This window comes from Enterobacter quasimori (assembly GCF_018597345.1).
Taxonomy (GTDB): Bacteria; Pseudomonadota; Gammaproteobacteria; order Enterobacterales; family Enterobacteriaceae; genus Enterobacter; species Enterobacter mori.
Window position 1 is genome coordinate 849,304 of record NZ_JAHEVU010000001.1, and the last position, 16,672, is coordinate 865,975.

A 16,672-nucleotide genomic window follows, 5' to 3' on the forward strand; every position below is an offset into this window, starting at 1 on the left:
TGGCCCGGAGGGAGAGAAATATCAGTGCAGCTTCAGTCGAGGGCGGATCACGCGGTTGATTCGGCCGACCAGCATCATCAGACCGGTTTTGAAGTAGCCGTGCAGCGCAATTTGATGCATACGGTAAAGGGAGATATACACGAAGCGTGCAATCCGCCCTTCTACCATCATCGAGCCGCGCATCAGGTTACCCATCAGGCTGCCGACGGTAGAGAAGTTTGACAGAGACACCAGAGAACCATGGTCTTTGTAGACATAGGCCTTCATCGGCTTGCCTTTGTACTGCGCCAGGATGTTGTGCAGCACCAGGCTTGCCATCTGGTGTGCGGCCTGGGCGCGCGGCGGCACGAATCCACCTTCAGGACGGGCGCAGGATGCACAGTCACCAATAGCGAAGATTTCCGGGTCACGCGTGGTTTGCAGCGTCGGCTCTGTCACCAGCTGGTTAATGCGGTTGGTTTCCAGCCCGCCGATCTCTTTCATGAAATCAGGCGCTTTGATGCCCGCCGCCCAGACCATCAGATCCGCTTTGATATACTCGCCGTCCTTAGTATGCAGGCCGCCTTCGTCAGCGCTGGTCACCATGGTCTGCGTCAGCACCCGCACGCCCAGTTTGGTGAGCTCATTGTGCGCCGCACCGGAAATACGCGGCGGCAGCGCAGGCAGAATGCGTTCTCCGGCCTCAACCAGCGTCACGTTCAGCGCTTCGTTAGTCAGCCCTTTGTAACCGTAGCTGTGCAGCTGTTTCACCGCGTTGTGCAGCTCAGCAGACAGCTCAACGCCCGTCGCGCCGCCGCCGACAATGGCGATATTAACCTTACCGTTCGCCCCCATATTGCTGGTGTACTTCAGGAACAGGTTTAGCATTTCCTGATGGAAACGACGCGCCTGGTGCGGGTTATCGAGGAAGATACAGTGCTCTTTCACGCCCGGCGTGTTGAAGTCGTTAGAGGTACTGCCCAGCGCCATGACCAGCGTGTCATACGCCAGCTTGCGTTCAGGAACCAGCAGTTCACCTTTTTCATCACGCAGTTCGGCCAGAGTAATGGTTTTGCTTTCACGGTTGATATCCACCACGGATCCCAGCTGGAACTGGAAATGGTGATTGCGCGCATGCGCCAGATAGCTCAGCGCGTCCACGCCCTCATCCAGCGAACCGGTCGCCACTTCGTGCAGCAGCGGTTTCCACAGGTGGCTATGGTTGCGATCCACCAGCGTAATTTTGGCTTTTTTGCCGCGACCCAACTTTTTACCCAGCTGTGTGGCCAGCTCCAGCCCGCCAGCACCACCGCCTACAATCACTATCTTTTTCAATGGCGTAGTCAACGTGACCCCCTCAAATTATTAACCAATTGTTAAGTAAAAGTTATAAAAATAACCCTTAATTAACAACAGGTTACAGCACTGAAACCATTCAGGTGAATTGAGAATAACACGTCAGGCGCATTGGTCATACCAAAATTGATATGCATCAAGTTTTGATGGCTTAAAAGTAGACAATTCTGGACAAAAAGAAACCCGGTCGCAAAGGCGTACCGGGTTTCGGGTGGCAGGCTTTGGCTTAGCCCAGCGTTTTGAAGGCTTTGATGCGCTGCAGATGCGGAGAGATATTCTTGAACTTGTGGGTCTGTTCCTCGTCCCAGACAATCTCATAGTAATGATGCAGCAGTTCTGCCGCCCTGCTGCTGTTCAGCGCCTCATCCTGCCGAGAGAGGATCACTAAACAGCGGTCGCGGTTTTTCTCACGGAAGTTACTCACGCACTTGGTGGCGATGTCGACATACTCTTCCGGGCGGTCAATTTTGCCTTCCATGTTCTCGTTCGGGAACAGGTTGGGATTGAACACGACCTGGCGGATGTCGCACAGGAAGCCAATGCGTTCGGCCCAGTAGCCCCCCAGCCCCACGCCGCAGATCAGCGGGCGTTCATCGACGTTGAGCTGTAACATCTTGTCCACTTCCTTGAGCAGATGCTGCATATCATGCTTCGGATGACGCGTGCTGTAGCTGATCAGCCGTACATCCGGATCGATAAACTGCAGCTGCAGCACCTTCTCATGATTACCAGGACTGTTTGAGTCAAAACCGTGTAAATAGATGATCATTGTCTTCTCACCACGCTACGCCTTCCGGGAGGGTTTACAGGCTGGCTTTATGTGCCTGCCAGCGCTCATTCAGTGCATCAAGCTGGGCGTTGACCGTCTTCCAGCGCGCCGAATCCATCAGCTCCTGACGGCTAAATGAACCTTTATGATACAATTGTGTAACACGCTCTGCTTTGATCGGCGACAGGTTATCCAACACGCTGACGGCCCCTTTACGATTATTGCAGACGAGGATCATATCGCAACCTGCGTCCAGGGATGCCTGCCCGCGCTCCGCGTAGCTGCCCATGATTGCCGCCCCTTCCATCGACAGATCGTCGGAGAAAATCACGCCGTTAAAGCCGAGCTCCTGACGCAGCACCGTTTTCAGCCAGTGCGGTGAACCGCTGGCCGGACGCGGATCGACATCGCTGTAAATCACGTGTGCAGGCATGATGGCATCAAGCTTGTTATCGGTGATAAGCGAACGGAACACCGACATATCTTTGGCACGGATTTCCGCTTCCGGACGCGGATCGCGCGGCGTCTCTTTGTGAGAATCTGCCGTCACTGCGCCATGTCCCGGGAAGTGTTTGCCGGTGGTTTTCATGCCCGCTGCGTGCATCCCGTCGATAAAACGGGTGGCTATGGCCAGCGCAATGCGCGGATCTTCATGGTATGAACGCTCGCCAATCGCGGCGCTGATATGGCCCACATCCAGAACGGGAGCAAAGCTGATGTCGATATCCATCGCAATCATCTCGCTCGCCATCAGCCAGCCAGCATCCTGCGCCAGTTTACCGCCCTCTTCCGTACCCAGCAGCGCAGCAAAAGATTGTGCGGCAGGCAAGCGGGTAAAACCCTCGCGGAAGCGCTGCACGCGCCCGCCCTCCTGGTCCACCGCGACCACCAGATGGTTACGGGACGCCGCGCGGATCTGACGAACCAGTTCGCGCAATTGTGCCGGATCGTGGTAGTTGCGGGTAAACAGAATCAGCCCCCCTACCAGCGGATGCGCCAGAATGTCGCGCTCCTCCGCATCCAGCTCAAACCCTTCGACATCCAACATGACTGGACCCACACGAACCTCTCTTATCCTTTAGTTTGTAACTGACGCCAGACGTCATCTGCCAGCGTAATAAAGTGTTTGTCGTTTGATTGCTGATAGCGCATTTCAAACCAGCCCGCCATCAGCATGGATACCCAGGGTCGCCACCGCCTGACCTGCCGCATCAGCATTAACGCATCCATCTGCGCTTCACGGGCATAGGCCAGTATAAGCTGCTCACGGGAGGCATCATCCGGCATCCAGACCGCCGCCAGCTCCAGCGCCACGTCGCCATCCCCGGCATACTCCCAGTCGATGAGCCTGGCCCCCGCGGGCGTATGTACAATATTCCCGGCGTGGACGTCCATATGCAACGGCGAAAGCCGTAAGGGCTGCGGTTCCCCTCGCTTTCGCAACCGTTTAAGCTGCGCAAGCCACAATGGCGTTCGTCTGTCGGGCGAGGCCTGCTGCCAGTATTTTTCCAGCAGCGGTAACAGCGTGACCCGCCATCCCAGGCAGGGCTGGCGGTGAAGATGATACAGCATCGCGGCGAGCGTGGGAGTATGCGGAAGCGCGCTTTTGATCTCCCCCGCAAGATACTCTACCGCCATCCAGCCCTGCGTATAAAAACAGGGCTTCGGCACGAGATCCGCAGGCAAGCGCCTCAGCGTACGAAACTGTCGGCGAAAGTGGGAGGCAGGGGCAGAAATATCGTGATGCTGTCGCAGCACCAGCCGATGTTCGCCCTGCTCAATGATGCAGCTCGCGTCGCCAAGCCCGGAGTGGGCCTGCGGCGCGATAAGGCGATACTGAGGAAAATAACGCGTCAGAATCTCGTCACGCGTGCAGCTATTGTTGCGTAACGGCACCTTTCCCTGACCAGATAATTTCACCTGTCTGAACCAGCATCAGCTGCATCTGCAGCGAAGGCGTGTTTACATTACCGGTGGCGTTAGAATAGAGGACATACTGAGCGCCAACGTTGCGCGCAATGCCTATCGCTTTGCTGCGCGAGCCCAGGCTATCCTGCGGCGACAGGCCCAACTGCTGCTTGGCTACCGCCAGCTGCTGTGTCGAAACCAGGGTAAATTTGCCGTTGTTTGCTAACGCGTTACGCAGCGTTTCCGTCGCTTCGCCCGCGTTGAGTGAACCATTGGTGCGGTTATTTACGCTATCCACCAACAGTACGCTTCCCGGCGTCACGCCCTGAGCCTGCAACATTTTGCCCACCATAGGCTGCATTGCGCCATTCCAGTCATAGTGACGCACGCGCGGCGCAGGCTGGGACGTTTGGTCCGGGTGCTCAATTGGGCCAGGCTGCGCCGGAATGGTCGGGACAGAAGGCACCGTTGGCACAGGCTGCGTTGGCTGTGTCGGCTGTTCCGTACCCGGTTTCGCCTCATCCACTGGCGCAGGCTGTTCAGTACGCGTCACACACCCTGCGAGGAAAAGTGCAAACGCACTTAAGAGCACATAACGGCTCATATTTTTAATCAAGGATCACCCCTTACAGATAAAGATAAAGTCTCACCTTATGCGCACCCAAATAGTTAGCGCTGCCATAGAGCGTCACCGACGATCTTGCCGGAATGGTCACGCTACGCGGCGCCTCAAGCGGATGCATTTCAAGACCTCTTACGTCATACCAGTAGAAGCGGTAATGTACCGTCACTGGCTCAGGTCTTTCGTTATAGAGCGTAGAGGAAGCAGAAGGTTGGATTTCGCTAATGGTCAGCGAAGGCTGCTCTGCCGTAATGCCAGCAGCAAGGACTGAGGACTCCATCACCAGCGTCTGTTCGTCGCTGACGGGGATCGCAGGACGCGCGCTGCACCCTGCTATCACCAGCGTTATCATCAGCGCTGCAATACGCCCTGTTAACATGTCAAAGACCTTTATGTGCCAGCATCGGTCCCAGCGGTCGCCCACCCAGAAGATGCATATGGATATGATAAACTTCCTGACCGCCGTGGCGATTGCAGTTCATGATCAAACGATAGCCGTCTTCAGCGATGCCTTCCTGCTCAGCAATTTTCGCGGCTACCGTTAGCATACGGCCTAACGCCACTTCATGCTCGGTTTTCACATCATTGACGGTAGGAATCAGAATATTTGGAATGATAAGGATATGCGTCGGCGCCTGAGGTGAAATGTCCCGAAAAGCCGTCACCAACTCATCCTGAAAGACGATATCCGACGGGATTTCGCGGCGGATAATTTTACTGAAAATCGTTTCTTCGGCCATGACCTTTTCCTTTTTTGATTAATCTGGCGTGATGCGTCCGCTATTCACACATACAGTCTTTACGACAGTGTGATACAACGCAAGAGTATGAGCGAGTTTCTCCTGTCCTTTCAACCTTCTCCCTCGATTTCTTTCCCGATCCCTCACCAGCTGGCTGGAGAGTGACCGCCAGACGACATTATTCCTCTGAAACATTATTTCAGTTTCGTCCGAAACATCTGTTTACAGTGCTAATAACAATGCGTATATTTCGCATTTGCATTTTCATGCGCGTTTTTAACAAAGAATACGACGCCAGCCCGGCTATGGGACTGACGCATACCACCTTCACCATTCACTAAGGGTTTGATGATGTCTTTCATTAATCATACCAGGGATGGGCAACGTCAGCCTGTTGCAACGCCTTCGTTGCTGGCAGCCTGCATTGCTATGGCACTGATGCCAACCGTAAGTTTCGCCGCCCCAAACGAGGAAACACTCGTCGTTGACGGTACTTCCCAGCCAGACGCGTCCAGCGAAGAGCAGGATTACAGCGTCAAAACCACCACCATCGGCACCAAAATGCAGATGGTCCAGCGCGATATCCCCCAGTCAGTCTCCATTGTCAGTGAACAACGTATGGAAGATCAGCAGCTGCAAACGCTGGGAGATGTGATGGATAACACGATGGGGATCAGCAAAAACACCGCAGACTCCGATCGCAGCAGCTATTACTCACGTGGTTTCGAGATCGACAACTACATGATTGATGGTATCCCCACCTATTTTGAATCTCGCTGGAACCTCGGGGATGCCCTCTCGGATACCGCCCTGTTTGAGCGCGTGGAAGTGGTGCGTGGGGCGACCGGCTTGATGACGGGCACGGGTAACCCGTCGGCAGCGATCAACATGGTGCGTAAACATGCCACCAGCCGCGAGTTCAAAGGCAATCTGTCTGCGGAATACGGCAGCTGGAACAAACAGCGTTACGTGATGGATCTGCAAAGCCCGTTAACCGACGATGGCAATCTGCGTGGCCGCATCGTGGCGGGCTATCAGGATAATGACTCCTGGCTCGATAACTACAATCAAAAGAAAACGTTCTTCTCGGGCATTCTTGATGCGGATCTGGGCGATACCACGTCATTCTCGGCAGGTTACGAATACCAGCGCATTGACGTGAACAACCAGACCTGGGGCGGCCTACCGCGCTGGAACACAGACGGTAGCGTAAGGCATTACGATCGCGCCCACAGCACCGCGCCTGACTGGGCCTATAACGACAAAGAGTTCAACAAAGTTTTCGCCACCTTCAGGCAGCGTTTTGCCGACACCTGGCAGGCCACGCTGAATGCCACCCATACCGAGGCCAAATTCGACAGTAAAGCCCTGTACCTCGACGCCTATGTGGACAAATCAACCGGCATGCTGGTTGGGCCTTATTCGAATTATGGACCGGACTACGGCTACATCGGCGGTACGGGCTGGAACAGCGGGAAGCGTAAGGTCGATGCTTTCGATCTGTTTGCCGATGGTAGCTACGACCTGTTTGGCCGCCAGCATACCGTGATGTTCGGCGGCAGCTTCAGTCGTCAAACCAACCGTTACACCAACGCGTGGGCGAACGTGTATCCGGACGAATTCGGTAATTTCTACGACTATGATGGCCATTTCCCGGAAACAAACTGGGGATCGCAGGCGCTGGCCCAGGACGACAAAACGAATATGAAATCGCTCTACGCCGCGACGCGCATTTCATTGGCCGATCCGCTGCATTTGATCCTCGGTGCCCGCTATACGAACTGGAGCGTCGACACCATGACGTATGGTATGGAAAAAAACCATACCACGCCGTATGCGGGTCTAGTGTATGACATTGATGATAACTGGTCCGCCTATGCCAGCTATACCTCCATCTTCCAGCCACAGAACTACCGTGACAGCACCGGCAGGTATCTCGACCCGATCACCGGCAACAATTATGAAGTGGGCCTGAAGTCGGACTGGATGAACAGCCGACTGACCACGACGCTCTCTGTCTTCCGCATCGAGCAGGATAACGTGGCGCAGAGTACGGGGCGCGTGATTCAGGGGTCAACCGATACCGCTTATGAAGGCGTAGACGGCACCGTAAGTAAAGGCGTTGAATTTGAAATTAACGGCGCGTTGACGGATAACTGGCAAATGACCTTTGGCGCGACGCGCTACCTGGCTGAAGACAGTGCCGGCAAAGACGTTAACCCTTACCTGCCGCGTACGACGGTTAAACTGTTCACCAGCTACCGTCTGCCAGCGATGCCTGCGCTGACCGTCGGCGGCGGCGTTAACTGGCAAAACCGCGTATACAGCGACGTTGCTACGCCTTACGGCACGTGGCGCGCGGAACAAGGCAGCTATGCGCTGGTTGATCTCTTCACCCGCTATCAGGTCACGAAGAATTTCTCTCTGCAGGGGAATCTGAACAACCTGTTCGACAAGACTTACGATACCAACGTCCAGGGCTCACTGGTTTATGGTGAACCCCGAAACGTCAGCGTAACGGCAAGCTACCAGTTCTGAGCGCTCAGACGTATTAATAGGGAGCCGAATGGCTCCCTTTTTTGTTCGCGCTTCTCGCCGGGTGACGATTCGTTTCACGTAGGCCCGGTAAGGCGTAGCCGCCACCGGGCTGAACAGGCCGCACAAATAAAAAAGGCAGCCATTCGGCTGCCTCAGTCTCCCCACATCACAACTTAGTTGTTGCGGATGTACTCATCCATTTCGGTTTTCAGGTTATCGGATTTGGTACCGAAGATTGCCTGAACGCCAGAACCTGCAACAACAACACCTGCTGCGCCCAATTTTTTCAGGCCCGGCTGGTCAACTTTTGCGACATCGGCAACGCTCACACGCAGACGAGTGATACACGCGTCCAGATTAGTGATGTTCTCTTTACCACCGAACGCGGCTACCAGTGCCGGAGCCATTTCGCTGGTCACGCCTGCTTTGCTGTCTTCAGTTGCATCTTCACGACCCGGAGTTTTCAGGTCCAGTGCTTTGATCAGCACGCGGAAGATGGTGTAGTAAACAACGGCATAGCACGCACCCACGATTGGGAACAGCCACAGTTTGCTGCTGTTACCGGACAGAACGATGAAGTCGATCAGACCGTGAGAGAAGGACGTACCGTCACGCATACCCAGCAGGATACAGATTGGGAACGCCAGGCCAGCCAGTACAGCGTGAATGATGTACAGGATCGGCGCAACGAACATGAAGGAGAACTCGATCGGCTCGGTGATACCGGTCAGGAACGAGGTCAGCGCTGCGGAGATCATGATACCGCCCACTTTTGCACGGTTCTCTGGTTTAGCAGAGTGCCAGATTGCAATCGCAGCAGCCGGCAGACCGTACATTTTGAACAGGAAGCCACCAGACAGTTTGCCTGCAGTTGGGTCGCCTGCCATGTAGCGTGGGATATCGCCGTGGAATACCTGACCTGCCGCGTTGGTGAATTCACCAATCTGCATCTGGAATGGAACGTTCCAGATGTGGTGCAGACCAAATGGTACCAGGCAGCGCTCGATGAAGCCGTAGATACCGAACGCCACAACCGGGTTCTGGTAAGCAGCCCACTGAGAGAAGGTCTGAATAGCGGAACCGATTGGTGGCCAGATGAAGGACAGGATCACACCGGTGAAAATCGCTGCCAGACCAGAGATGATCGGAACGAAACGCTTGCCCGCGAAGAAGCCCAGATACTCAGGCAGCTTGATGCGATAGAAGCGGTTAAACATATATGCTGCAATCGCACCGGAGATGATACCGCCCAGAACACCGGTGTCCGCCAGGTGTTTCGCGGCGATCTCTTCAGCCGGTAAATGCAGAACCAGCGGCGCAACCACCGCCATGGTTTTCACCATGATGCCGTAGGCAACCACTGCAGCCAGCGCAGAAACGCCGTCGTTATTGGTGAAGCCCAGAGCAACACCGATCGCAAAGATCAGCGGCATGTTAGCAAAAACAGAACCGCCTGCTTCGGCCATCACGTGGGAAACTACGGCTGGCAGCCAGCTGAAGTTAGCAGAACCGACGCCCAGCAGGATACCTGCGATAGGCAGTACGGATACTGGCAGCATCAGCGATTTACCGACCTTTTGCAGGTTAGCAAATGCATTCTTAAACATAATTGAGAGTGCTCCTGAGTATTTGTGCTTTTTTTACGCTTTCACGCATTGGCCCGGGGGGAGTACCGTGCCGTGGACAGGACATCTAAGCGCCCTTTATTTATTACACAGAGTAAAATAATTCCCTCTGGGTTTGTTTGACGGCTATCACGTTTCAGTTCAAGACGGCCAAAAAACTTTCAGATATTTACAAAAAGCATGTCTGGATGTGTCTAAAAACACCATCACCGCCCCAAATGAGGCGGTGAACTTTACTCGCTTTAGTTATTAATTACGAGCCTAAAAAAAACAGGTGTATCAGACAGATTGCAGGCGGGCGGGGTCGATGTGGAACAGCGTGGAGAAATTTTCCGTCGTCGCGCGAGCCAGCTCTTCAATGCTGACGCCCTTCAGAACGGCCATATACTCAGCCACGTCTCTCGTCATCGCCGGCTGGTTCTCTTTGCCGCGATGCGGCACCGGTGCCAGATACGGCGAGTCTGTTTCCACCAGAATGCGATCGAGCGGAACATAGCGCGCAGCATCGCGCAGCTGCTCAGCATTACGGAACGTCACGATCCCCGAAAACGAGATATAAAACCCCAAATCAAGCAGCTTGCCCGCCGTTTCTCTGTCTTCTGTGAAACAGTGTAGTACGCCACCGCAATCCGTCACGTTTTCTTCCCGGAGGATCGCCAGGGTATCCGCACGCGCGTCGCGGGTATGCACAATGACGGGTTTGTTCAGCTCGCGGCCAATGCGGATATGGTGGCGGAAGGACGCCTGCTGGCGTGATTTAGTTTCCGGCGTGTAAAAATAGTCAAGCCCGGTCTCCCCCATCGCCACCACGCCCTCCTCTGCTGCCAGTCGGCGCAGATCCTCAACGTCGAACGCCTCGTCCTGATTCAATGGATGCACGCCGCAGGAGAACACCACGTTATCGCGAACGCCCACCAGCTCGCGCATGGAGCGGTAGCCCGGCAGCGTGGTTGCCACAGCCAGACAGAATTTGACGTCGCGGGCGGCGGCTTTTTCCAGCACGTCATCGACGTTTTTGTGCAGAGATTGATAATCCAGGCCATCAAGATGGCAGTGTGAGTCGACTAAAAACATAATGTCTCTCTCAGAGATGGGAAACAGGCGGTGTGACGCCCGGTTGCAGGTAGTGTTCGATTCGCAGTAACTGGTCTGTCAGTAAAAGCTCGCGATTTAGGCCGGTTACTGTCAAAAGCTGTTCGCGACTCTGGCAAACATCATGAAGGATAGCGCGCAACGAGACGCCCGACAGGCGATTCGCCAGGGTGTTCACCAGCGACCAGACGTCGAGGTTGGTCAGAAGCGTTGCCCCCTGTTGAAGTTTGAGCGCATCCAGCAGTAAAGCGGCCAGCCAGTGCAGGCGCTCGGTCGACTGATCGCTGTTCAGGGCAGGCAGCAAACTCAACCAGTCGCCGCTATCCAGCGCGGATTCGACGGCACGACACAGCGTTTCACGCTGCGACCAGACATCCGCCTGAAGCAACGCCAGAGCCGCCGCTGGCGCGCCGCTGCACAGACGTAGCGCAGTCAGGGCCGCGTCTTGTGACACCGTCACTTCGCGTTCCAGCCAGGTGAGCGCCCATGTTTCCTGAGGTACTGTGAGGTGATGAAGACGACAGCGACTGCGCAGCGTCGCCAGTAATCGTCCCGGTTCACGACATGACAGGAAGAACCAGGTTTTCTCCGGTGGCTCTTCCAGGGTTTTGAGCAGCGCGTTCGCCGCCGCCTCGGTAAGCTGCGCGGCATCTTTCAGCCAGACCACTTTGGCCCCGTTAAGCCGCGCGTGTTCATACAGTTTTTCACTGACTTCACGCACGGCGTCAATCCCGAGCGTGCTTTTGCCCTTTTCAGGCTCCAGCGTGTAATAGTCCGGATGCGTGCCCGCCTGCATCAGCTGGCAGCCACGGCATTTACCGCAGCTTTTATGCCCTTCCGGCTGCTGACACATCAGGAAACGGGTGATGGCGTAAATCAGCGCATCATCGCCCATTCCTGGCAATGCCTGAATCAGTAACGCATGATGGCCCCGCCCCGCCTGATAGCTGTTGATCAACTGCTCAAAGTGCGGGCGCAACCATGGATACCATTTCATGCCGGCTGCTCCTGGTGCCACTGCGCGACCGTCTTCTGAATAGCGCGCGTCACCTCTTCCAGAGACTGTGTTGCATCGATAGTACGAATGGAGGCATCCTGCTCCGCCAGTTCAAGGTAGCGCGCGCGGGTACGGTTGAAGAAGTCAAAAGACTCTTGCTCGATGCGGTCCAGCTCGCCGCGCGCGCGGGCACGCTTCAGGCCGACTTCGGGCGTCACGTCCAGATAAAGCGTCAGGTCGGGACGGAAATCACCGAGCACGGCGTCGCGCAGCGTTGCTAACATCGTCTGGTCAATCCCCCGACCACCGCCCTGATATGCCTGGGTCGACAGGTCGTGACGATCGCCAATCACCCATTTACCTTCCGCCAGTGCAGGTTTGATCACCGTTTCTACCAGCTGCACGCGCGCCGCGTAGAACATCAACACTTCGGCTTTGTCAGTGATGACCTCGTCGCCAACGGATTTGATATCCAGCACGAGGCTACGCAGCTTTTCAGCCAGTTGCGTACCGCCTGGTTCACGGGTAAACACCAAGTCCGCAACGCCAAGCGCTTTTAGCGTATCAACCACCACGTTGCGGGCGGTGGTTTTACCCGCCCCTTCGAGTCCCTCAATGACAATGTATTTACTGCGCATTTTTTTCCTTAAGTGCCTTCAGATAGTCCTGAACAGAGCGATTATGGCTGGCAAGGTTGGTATTAAAGGTATGCCCCCCTTTTCCGTCAGCCACAAAATAGAGATACGGTGTTTTGGCCGGGTGCGCCGCGGCTCGCAATGAGGCTTCACTCGGCGTCGCAATTGGGCCTGGCGGCAGTCCCGCAATCACATAGGTATTATACGCTGTTGGCGTCTCCAGATCTTTTCTGGATATCTTGCCGCTATAACTTTCGCCCATGCCGTAGATGACCGTGGGATCGGTTTGCAGACGCATGCCGATGCGCAGACGGTTGATGAATACGGATGCGACCTGATCGCGTTCTGCCGCAACGGCCGTCTCTTTTTCAACGATCGAGGCCATGGTGACGAACTGGTTTTGATCTTTATAGGGCAGGCCATCTGCACGCCCTTCCCACGCTGACTCTACCGCCGCGACCATTTTTTTATGTGCGCGTTTCAGAATAGCAACGTCGGTTGTGCCCGCCGTGTACATCCAGGTATCCGGCCAGAACCAGCCTTCCACCCATTCAGGATGCTCGAATTTCAGCACCTCAGCGACCGTCTGATAGCTGTCGTCTTTTAACGTGTGTTTGATATAGGGTGCGTCGCGCAGCTGTTTGAGGTAATCGCTTAAGCGCATCCCCTCAACAAACCGCAGCGGGAACTGGGCCTCTTTGCCGCTCTCCAGCACCTGCAGCATCTGCCTGACGGTCATACCAGGGGTAAAGCGGTACGTACCGGCTTTGAAGTGAGACAGTTCAGGCTCAAGGCGCAGTAACCACTGGAAGACGCGCGGGCGGTTAATGATCTTATCCCCGTAAAGCTGCTCACCCAGCGCAATGCGCCCGGTACCGGCTTTAAGGGTGAAAATCGTCTCGTCTTTAATCAGGATTTTACTCTCCGCCAGCTGACGGACTTTCCACACTCCCGCGCCGCCGGCGATACCCAGCACAACGATGAGAAGGAGAACAAAGCGCAACATTTTCTTCATGACTATCTGGTTTGCTCACATAACGGGGCTAAAAACTGAAACAGTTCGCGCGATGACCAGACCTGTTGGCCATAGGCACGGACGGGTAAAACAGGCATCAACGCGTTACAAACGATAACTTCATCAGCGGTCAGTAGCGCCTCTTCCCTTTCGCTAACTTCGACAACGCGAAAACCCGAGCGTGCCAGCTGTTGCAAACAAAACTGACGCATAATGCCCTTCACCCCAGCCTGCTCCAGTGAAGGTGTGAAAACATCACGGCCCTTCCGCCAGAGTAAATTAGCCGCACAGCATTCCGTAATGACCCCTTCGCTGTCAAGAACCAGCGCCTCATCAGCGTCCGTCTGTTCAAGATGAGTACGAATCAGCACCTGTTCAAGGCGATTGAGGTGTTTAATTCCGGCCAGCATGGGGTTGCGGCCCAGTCGTATCGGGCTCAGCGTCAGCGTGACGCCATCTTTGCGCCAGCTTTCATAATGTGTAGGGTAAGCGGATACGGAGAGTATGCGCGTGGGGTTCTCACAGCCGGCCCGGCTATAACCCCGCCCTCCGCTACCGCGACTGATGATGACTTTCAGCACGCCACTGCTCTTCTCTGACGCCAGTTGGCTCATCTCACGCCGCAGCGTGTCCCAGAGTTGAAAGGGGATCGTTAAGGTTTCGCAGGCCGTTTGCAGACGGCGGATATGCGCGTCGAGCAGGCATACTTGCCCGTCAATAATTCGCGCCGTCGTAAAGCAGCCATCACCAAACTGCGTTGCTCTGTCGCTCGCAGGCAGACTCTCCTGCTCAAGGCCATTGATCAAAAACATGATGTCTCCTGATGCGTGGGGGTTCAGTCTGGCAGGATGTCTTTAACCGGACAAGGGGATTACGCTTAATAAAAAAGGCCCGGCAAGCGGACCTTTTTTAATCGCTATCGTGCAGTCAGGCTCAGACCTTTTTGAAGATCAGAGAGCCGTTAGTCCCGCCGAAGCCGAAGGAGTTACACAGGGTATACTCCATACCGCTAACCTGACGCGCTTCGTGAGGAACGAAGTCCAGATCGCAACCTTCATCCGGGTTATCCAGGTTGATGGTTGGCGGAATAGCCTGATCGCGCAGCGCAAGGATGGAGTAGATTGACTCTACTGCACCCGCCGCACCCAACAGGTGACCGGTCATGGATTTCGTGGAGCTCACCATTACGCGGCTGGCAGATTCGCCGAAGATAGACTTAACAGCCTGAGCTTCTGCTTTATCGCCCGCAGGTGTAGAAGTACCGTGCGCGTTGACGTAGCCAATTTGTGCTGGGGTAATACCCGCATCACGAATCGCGTTTTCCATCGCCAGCGCAGCACCCGCACCGTTCTCCGGAGGAGACGTCATGTGGTAGGCATCGCTGCTCATGCCGAAGCCAACGACTTCAGCATAAATTTTCGCACCGCGTTTTTTCGCGTGTTCGTACTCTTCCAGTACGATCATACCCGCACCGTCGCCCAGCACGAAACCGTCACGGTCTTTATCCCACGGACGGCTCGCCGCCTGCGGGTTATCATTACGGGTAGACAGCGCACGCGCCGCACCAAAACCGCCTACACCCAATGGGGTACTGGCTTTTTCAGCACCGCCCGCAACCATAGCATCTGCATCGCCGTACGCAATGATACGCGCGGCCTGGCCGATGTTATGCACGCCGGACGTACATGCGGTAGCGATGGAAATGCTTGGCCCACGAAGACCGAACATAATGGTCAGGTGACCTGCCACCATGTTAACAATCGTGGACGGAACGAAGAACGGGCTGATCTTACGCGGGCCGCCGTTCATCAGGGATGAATGGTTTTCCTCGATCAGTCCAAGACCGCCGATCCCGGAGCCGATAGCGGCGCCGATACGGGATGCGTTCTCTTCCGTAATCTCAAGGCCAGAATCCTGCATGGCCTGAACGCCAGCGACAATTCCATATTGAATGAAGGCATCCATCTTGCGCTGTTCTTTGCGCGAGATGATCTCTTCACAGTTAAAATCCTTTACTAAGCCAGCAAATTTCGTTGCATAGGCGCTAGTATCGAAATGGTCGATTAGGCTGATGCCGCTCTGACCGGCAAGGAGAGCTTTCCAGGTGGACTCTACGGTATTGCCGACAGGAGACAACATGCCAAGTCCGGTCACAACTACACGACGCTTAGACACGTTTGTCCTCCAGGGAGGGATAAAAAAAGAGATTCGTGGGACTAAAAAAGATAAAACTCAGGCGGTCGAATGACCGCCTGGAGATGTTCACTTACGCCTGGTGACCGTTGATGTAATCAATGGCAGCCTGAACGGTGGTGATTTTCTCAGCTTCTTCGTCCGGAATCTCAGTATCAAACTCTTCTTCCAGAGCCATTACCAGCTCAACGGTGTCAAGAGAATCTGCGCCCAGGTCTTCAACGAAGGAAGCGGAGTTCACAACTTCTTCCTGCTTAACGCCCAGCTGTTCGCCGATAATTTTCTTAACGCGTTCTTCGATAGTGCTCATACTCTTAAATTTCCTATCAAAACTCGCTTTCGCGATGGTTTTCGTAGTGTATAAAATGTTGAAAAATTTGCAACTAAATCCCGGCAGGTCTTACCACGATTTTACGTTATTTTGAGGCCAACCCCTACAATAACGCAAATATTTTTCATCGTGATTAAACCATATACATCCCGCCATTGACGTGAAGGGTTTCACCAGTGATGTAACCCGCTTCGTCAGAGGCTAAAAATGCAACCGCGCTGGCGATTTCTTTAGGGTCGCCAAGACGACCCGCCGGAACTGCCGCCAGCGTACCCGCACGCTGATCATCGGTCAGCGCACGCGTCATGTCCGTTTCAATAAAGCCCGGAGCAACAACGTTTACAGTAATACCGCGGGACGCGACTTCACGTGCCAGCGACTTACTGAAGCCAATCAGACCTGCTTTCGCCGCAGCGTAGTTAGCCTGACCAGCATTTCCCATGGTACCAACCACAGAACCAACAGTGATAATACGACCATGACGCTTTTTCATCATAGCGCGCATTACCGCTTTTGACAGACGGAATACAGATGACAGGTTGGTTTCGATAATATCGTTCCACTCATCATCTTTCATTCGCATCAGCAGGTTGTCGCGAGTGATCCCGGCATTATTGACCAGAATATCGACTTCGCCAAACTCTGCGCGAATATTTTCCAGAACAGATTCGATAGATGCTGGTTCGGTCACATTGAGTACCAGACCTTTACCATTCGCACCCAGATACTCGCTGATGGCCTGAGCGCCATTCTCGCTGGTTGCGGTACCAATCACCTTCGCGCCGCGCGCAACCAGTGTTTCAGCAATTGCACGCCCGATACCGCGGCTTGCGCCGGTAACCAGTGCGATTTTTCCTTCAAAACTCATGGTA

17 protein-coding genes are annotated in these 16,672 nt (G+C 54.8%); 1 reads left to right on the forward strand and 16 read right to left on the reverse strand.

Features of this window, described 5'->3' with window-relative positions:
- Positions 1-21: 21 nt before the first annotated feature.
- The 7 genes from KK102_RS04110 to hinT all read right to left on the reverse strand — a co-directional run bounded on the left by KK102_RS04110 (position 22) and on the right by hinT (position 5,374).
- On the reverse strand, positions 22-1,326 hold the full coding sequence (locus KK102_RS04110; RefSeq protein WP_023335290.1) for an NAD(P)/FAD-dependent oxidoreductase: 1,305 nt from the start codon (positions 1,324-1,326) through the stop codon (positions 22-24).
- 235 nt (positions 1,327-1,561) lie between these two features.
- The gene (gene ycfP / locus KK102_RS04115) at positions 1,562-2,104 is read right to left on the reverse strand and encodes an alpha/beta hydrolase YcfP (protein ID WP_089599890.1); all 543 of its coding nucleotides are present in this window, start codon (positions 2,102-2,104) and stop codon (positions 1,562-1,564) included.
- Between the two features lie 34 nt (positions 2,105-2,138).
- Positions 2,139-3,164, reverse strand: a complete 1,026-nt coding sequence (nagZ, locus tag KK102_RS04120; protein ID WP_216357021.1) for a beta-N-acetylhexosaminidase — start codon at positions 3,162-3,164, stop codon at positions 2,139-2,141.
- An 11-nt stretch (positions 3,165-3,175) separates the two neighbouring features.
- Complete coding sequence (gene thiK / locus KK102_RS04125; protein ID WP_216357022.1) at positions 3,176-4,000, reverse strand: thiamine kinase; 825 nt, start codon at positions 3,998-4,000, stop codon at positions 3,176-3,178.
- Positions 3,981-4,628, reverse strand: a complete 648-nt coding sequence (gene lpoB, locus KK102_RS04130) for a penicillin-binding protein activator LpoB (protein ID WP_089599887.1) — start codon at positions 4,626-4,628, stop codon at positions 3,981-3,983. The genes thiK and lpoB overlap by 20 nt, the downstream gene beginning before the upstream one ends.
- A gap of 10 nt (positions 4,629-4,638) precedes the next feature.
- Positions 4,639-5,013 carry a YcfL family putative periplasmic lipoprotein gene (locus tag KK102_RS04135; protein WP_126543722.1) on the reverse strand — a complete coding sequence of 125 codons (375 nt, stop codon included), beginning with the start codon at positions 5,011-5,013 and terminating at the stop codon, positions 4,639-4,641.
- A gap of 1 nt (position 5,014) precedes the next feature.
- On the reverse strand, positions 5,015-5,374 hold the full coding sequence (hinT, locus tag KK102_RS04140) for a purine nucleoside phosphoramidase (protein WP_010429724.1): 360 nt from the start codon (positions 5,372-5,374) through the stop codon (positions 5,015-5,017).
- 351 nt (positions 5,375-5,725) lie between these two features.
- Here hinT and fhuE point away from each other — a divergent pair, with 351 nt between their 5' ends.
- The gene (gene fhuE, locus KK102_RS04145) at positions 5,726-7,912 is read left to right on the forward strand and encodes a ferric-rhodotorulic acid/ferric-coprogen receptor FhuE (protein WP_216357023.1); all 2,187 of its coding nucleotides are present in this window, start codon (positions 5,726-5,728) and stop codon (positions 7,910-7,912) included.
- A gap of 173 nt (positions 7,913-8,085) precedes the next feature.
- Here the strand turns inward: fhuE and ptsG are convergent, their stop codons facing one another.
- The 9 genes from ptsG to fabG form a co-directional block, all read right to left on the reverse strand.
- Complete coding sequence (ptsG, locus tag KK102_RS04150; protein WP_100167033.1) at positions 8,086-9,519, reverse strand: PTS glucose transporter subunit IIBC; 1,434 nt, start codon at positions 9,517-9,519, stop codon at positions 8,086-8,088.
- A gap of 297 nt (positions 9,520-9,816) precedes the next feature.
- Positions 9,817-10,611 carry a metal-dependent hydrolase gene (locus tag KK102_RS04155; protein ID WP_126543720.1) on the reverse strand — a complete coding sequence of 265 codons (795 nt, stop codon included), beginning with the start codon at positions 10,609-10,611 and terminating at the stop codon, positions 9,817-9,819.
- A gap of 10 nt (positions 10,612-10,621) precedes the next feature.
- Positions 10,622-11,626: a DNA polymerase III subunit delta' gene (holB, locus tag KK102_RS04160; protein ID WP_216357024.1), complete on the reverse strand. Its 1,005-nt coding sequence runs from the start codon at positions 11,624-11,626 to the stop codon at positions 10,622-10,624.
- Positions 11,623-12,264, reverse strand: coding sequence for a dTMP kinase (tmk, locus tag KK102_RS04165; RefSeq protein WP_216357025.1), 642 nt, complete (start codon positions 12,262-12,264; stop codon positions 11,623-11,625). Before tmk ends, holB begins: the two co-directional genes overlap by 4 nt.
- The gene (gene yceG / locus KK102_RS04170; protein ID WP_126543717.1) at positions 12,254-13,276 is read right to left on the reverse strand and encodes a cell division protein YceG; all 1,023 of its coding nucleotides are present in this window, start codon (positions 13,274-13,276) and stop codon (positions 12,254-12,256) included. Before yceG ends, tmk begins: the two co-directional genes overlap by 11 nt.
- A gap of 2 nt (positions 13,277-13,278) precedes the next feature.
- A complete protein-coding gene (gene pabC, locus KK102_RS04175; RefSeq protein WP_216357026.1) occupies positions 13,279-14,088 on the reverse strand; it encodes an aminodeoxychorismate lyase in 810 nt (269 codons plus the stop codon).
- A 121-nt stretch (positions 14,089-14,209) separates the two neighbouring features.
- Positions 14,210-15,451, reverse strand: coding sequence for a beta-ketoacyl-ACP synthase II (gene fabF / locus KK102_RS04180; RefSeq protein ID WP_126543715.1), 1,242 nt, complete (start codon positions 15,449-15,451; stop codon positions 14,210-14,212).
- Between the two features lie 91 nt (positions 15,452-15,542).
- Positions 15,543-15,779: an acyl carrier protein gene (gene acpP, locus KK102_RS04185; RefSeq protein ID WP_003857954.1), complete on the reverse strand. Its 237-nt coding sequence runs from the start codon at positions 15,777-15,779 to the stop codon at positions 15,543-15,545.
- A gap of 154 nt (positions 15,780-15,933) precedes the next feature.
- Positions 15,934-16,668, reverse strand: a complete 735-nt coding sequence (gene fabG / locus KK102_RS04190) for a 3-oxoacyl-ACP reductase FabG (protein ID WP_010429699.1) — start codon at positions 16,666-16,668, stop codon at positions 15,934-15,936.
- Between the last annotated feature and the right edge of the window lie 4 nt (positions 16,669-16,672).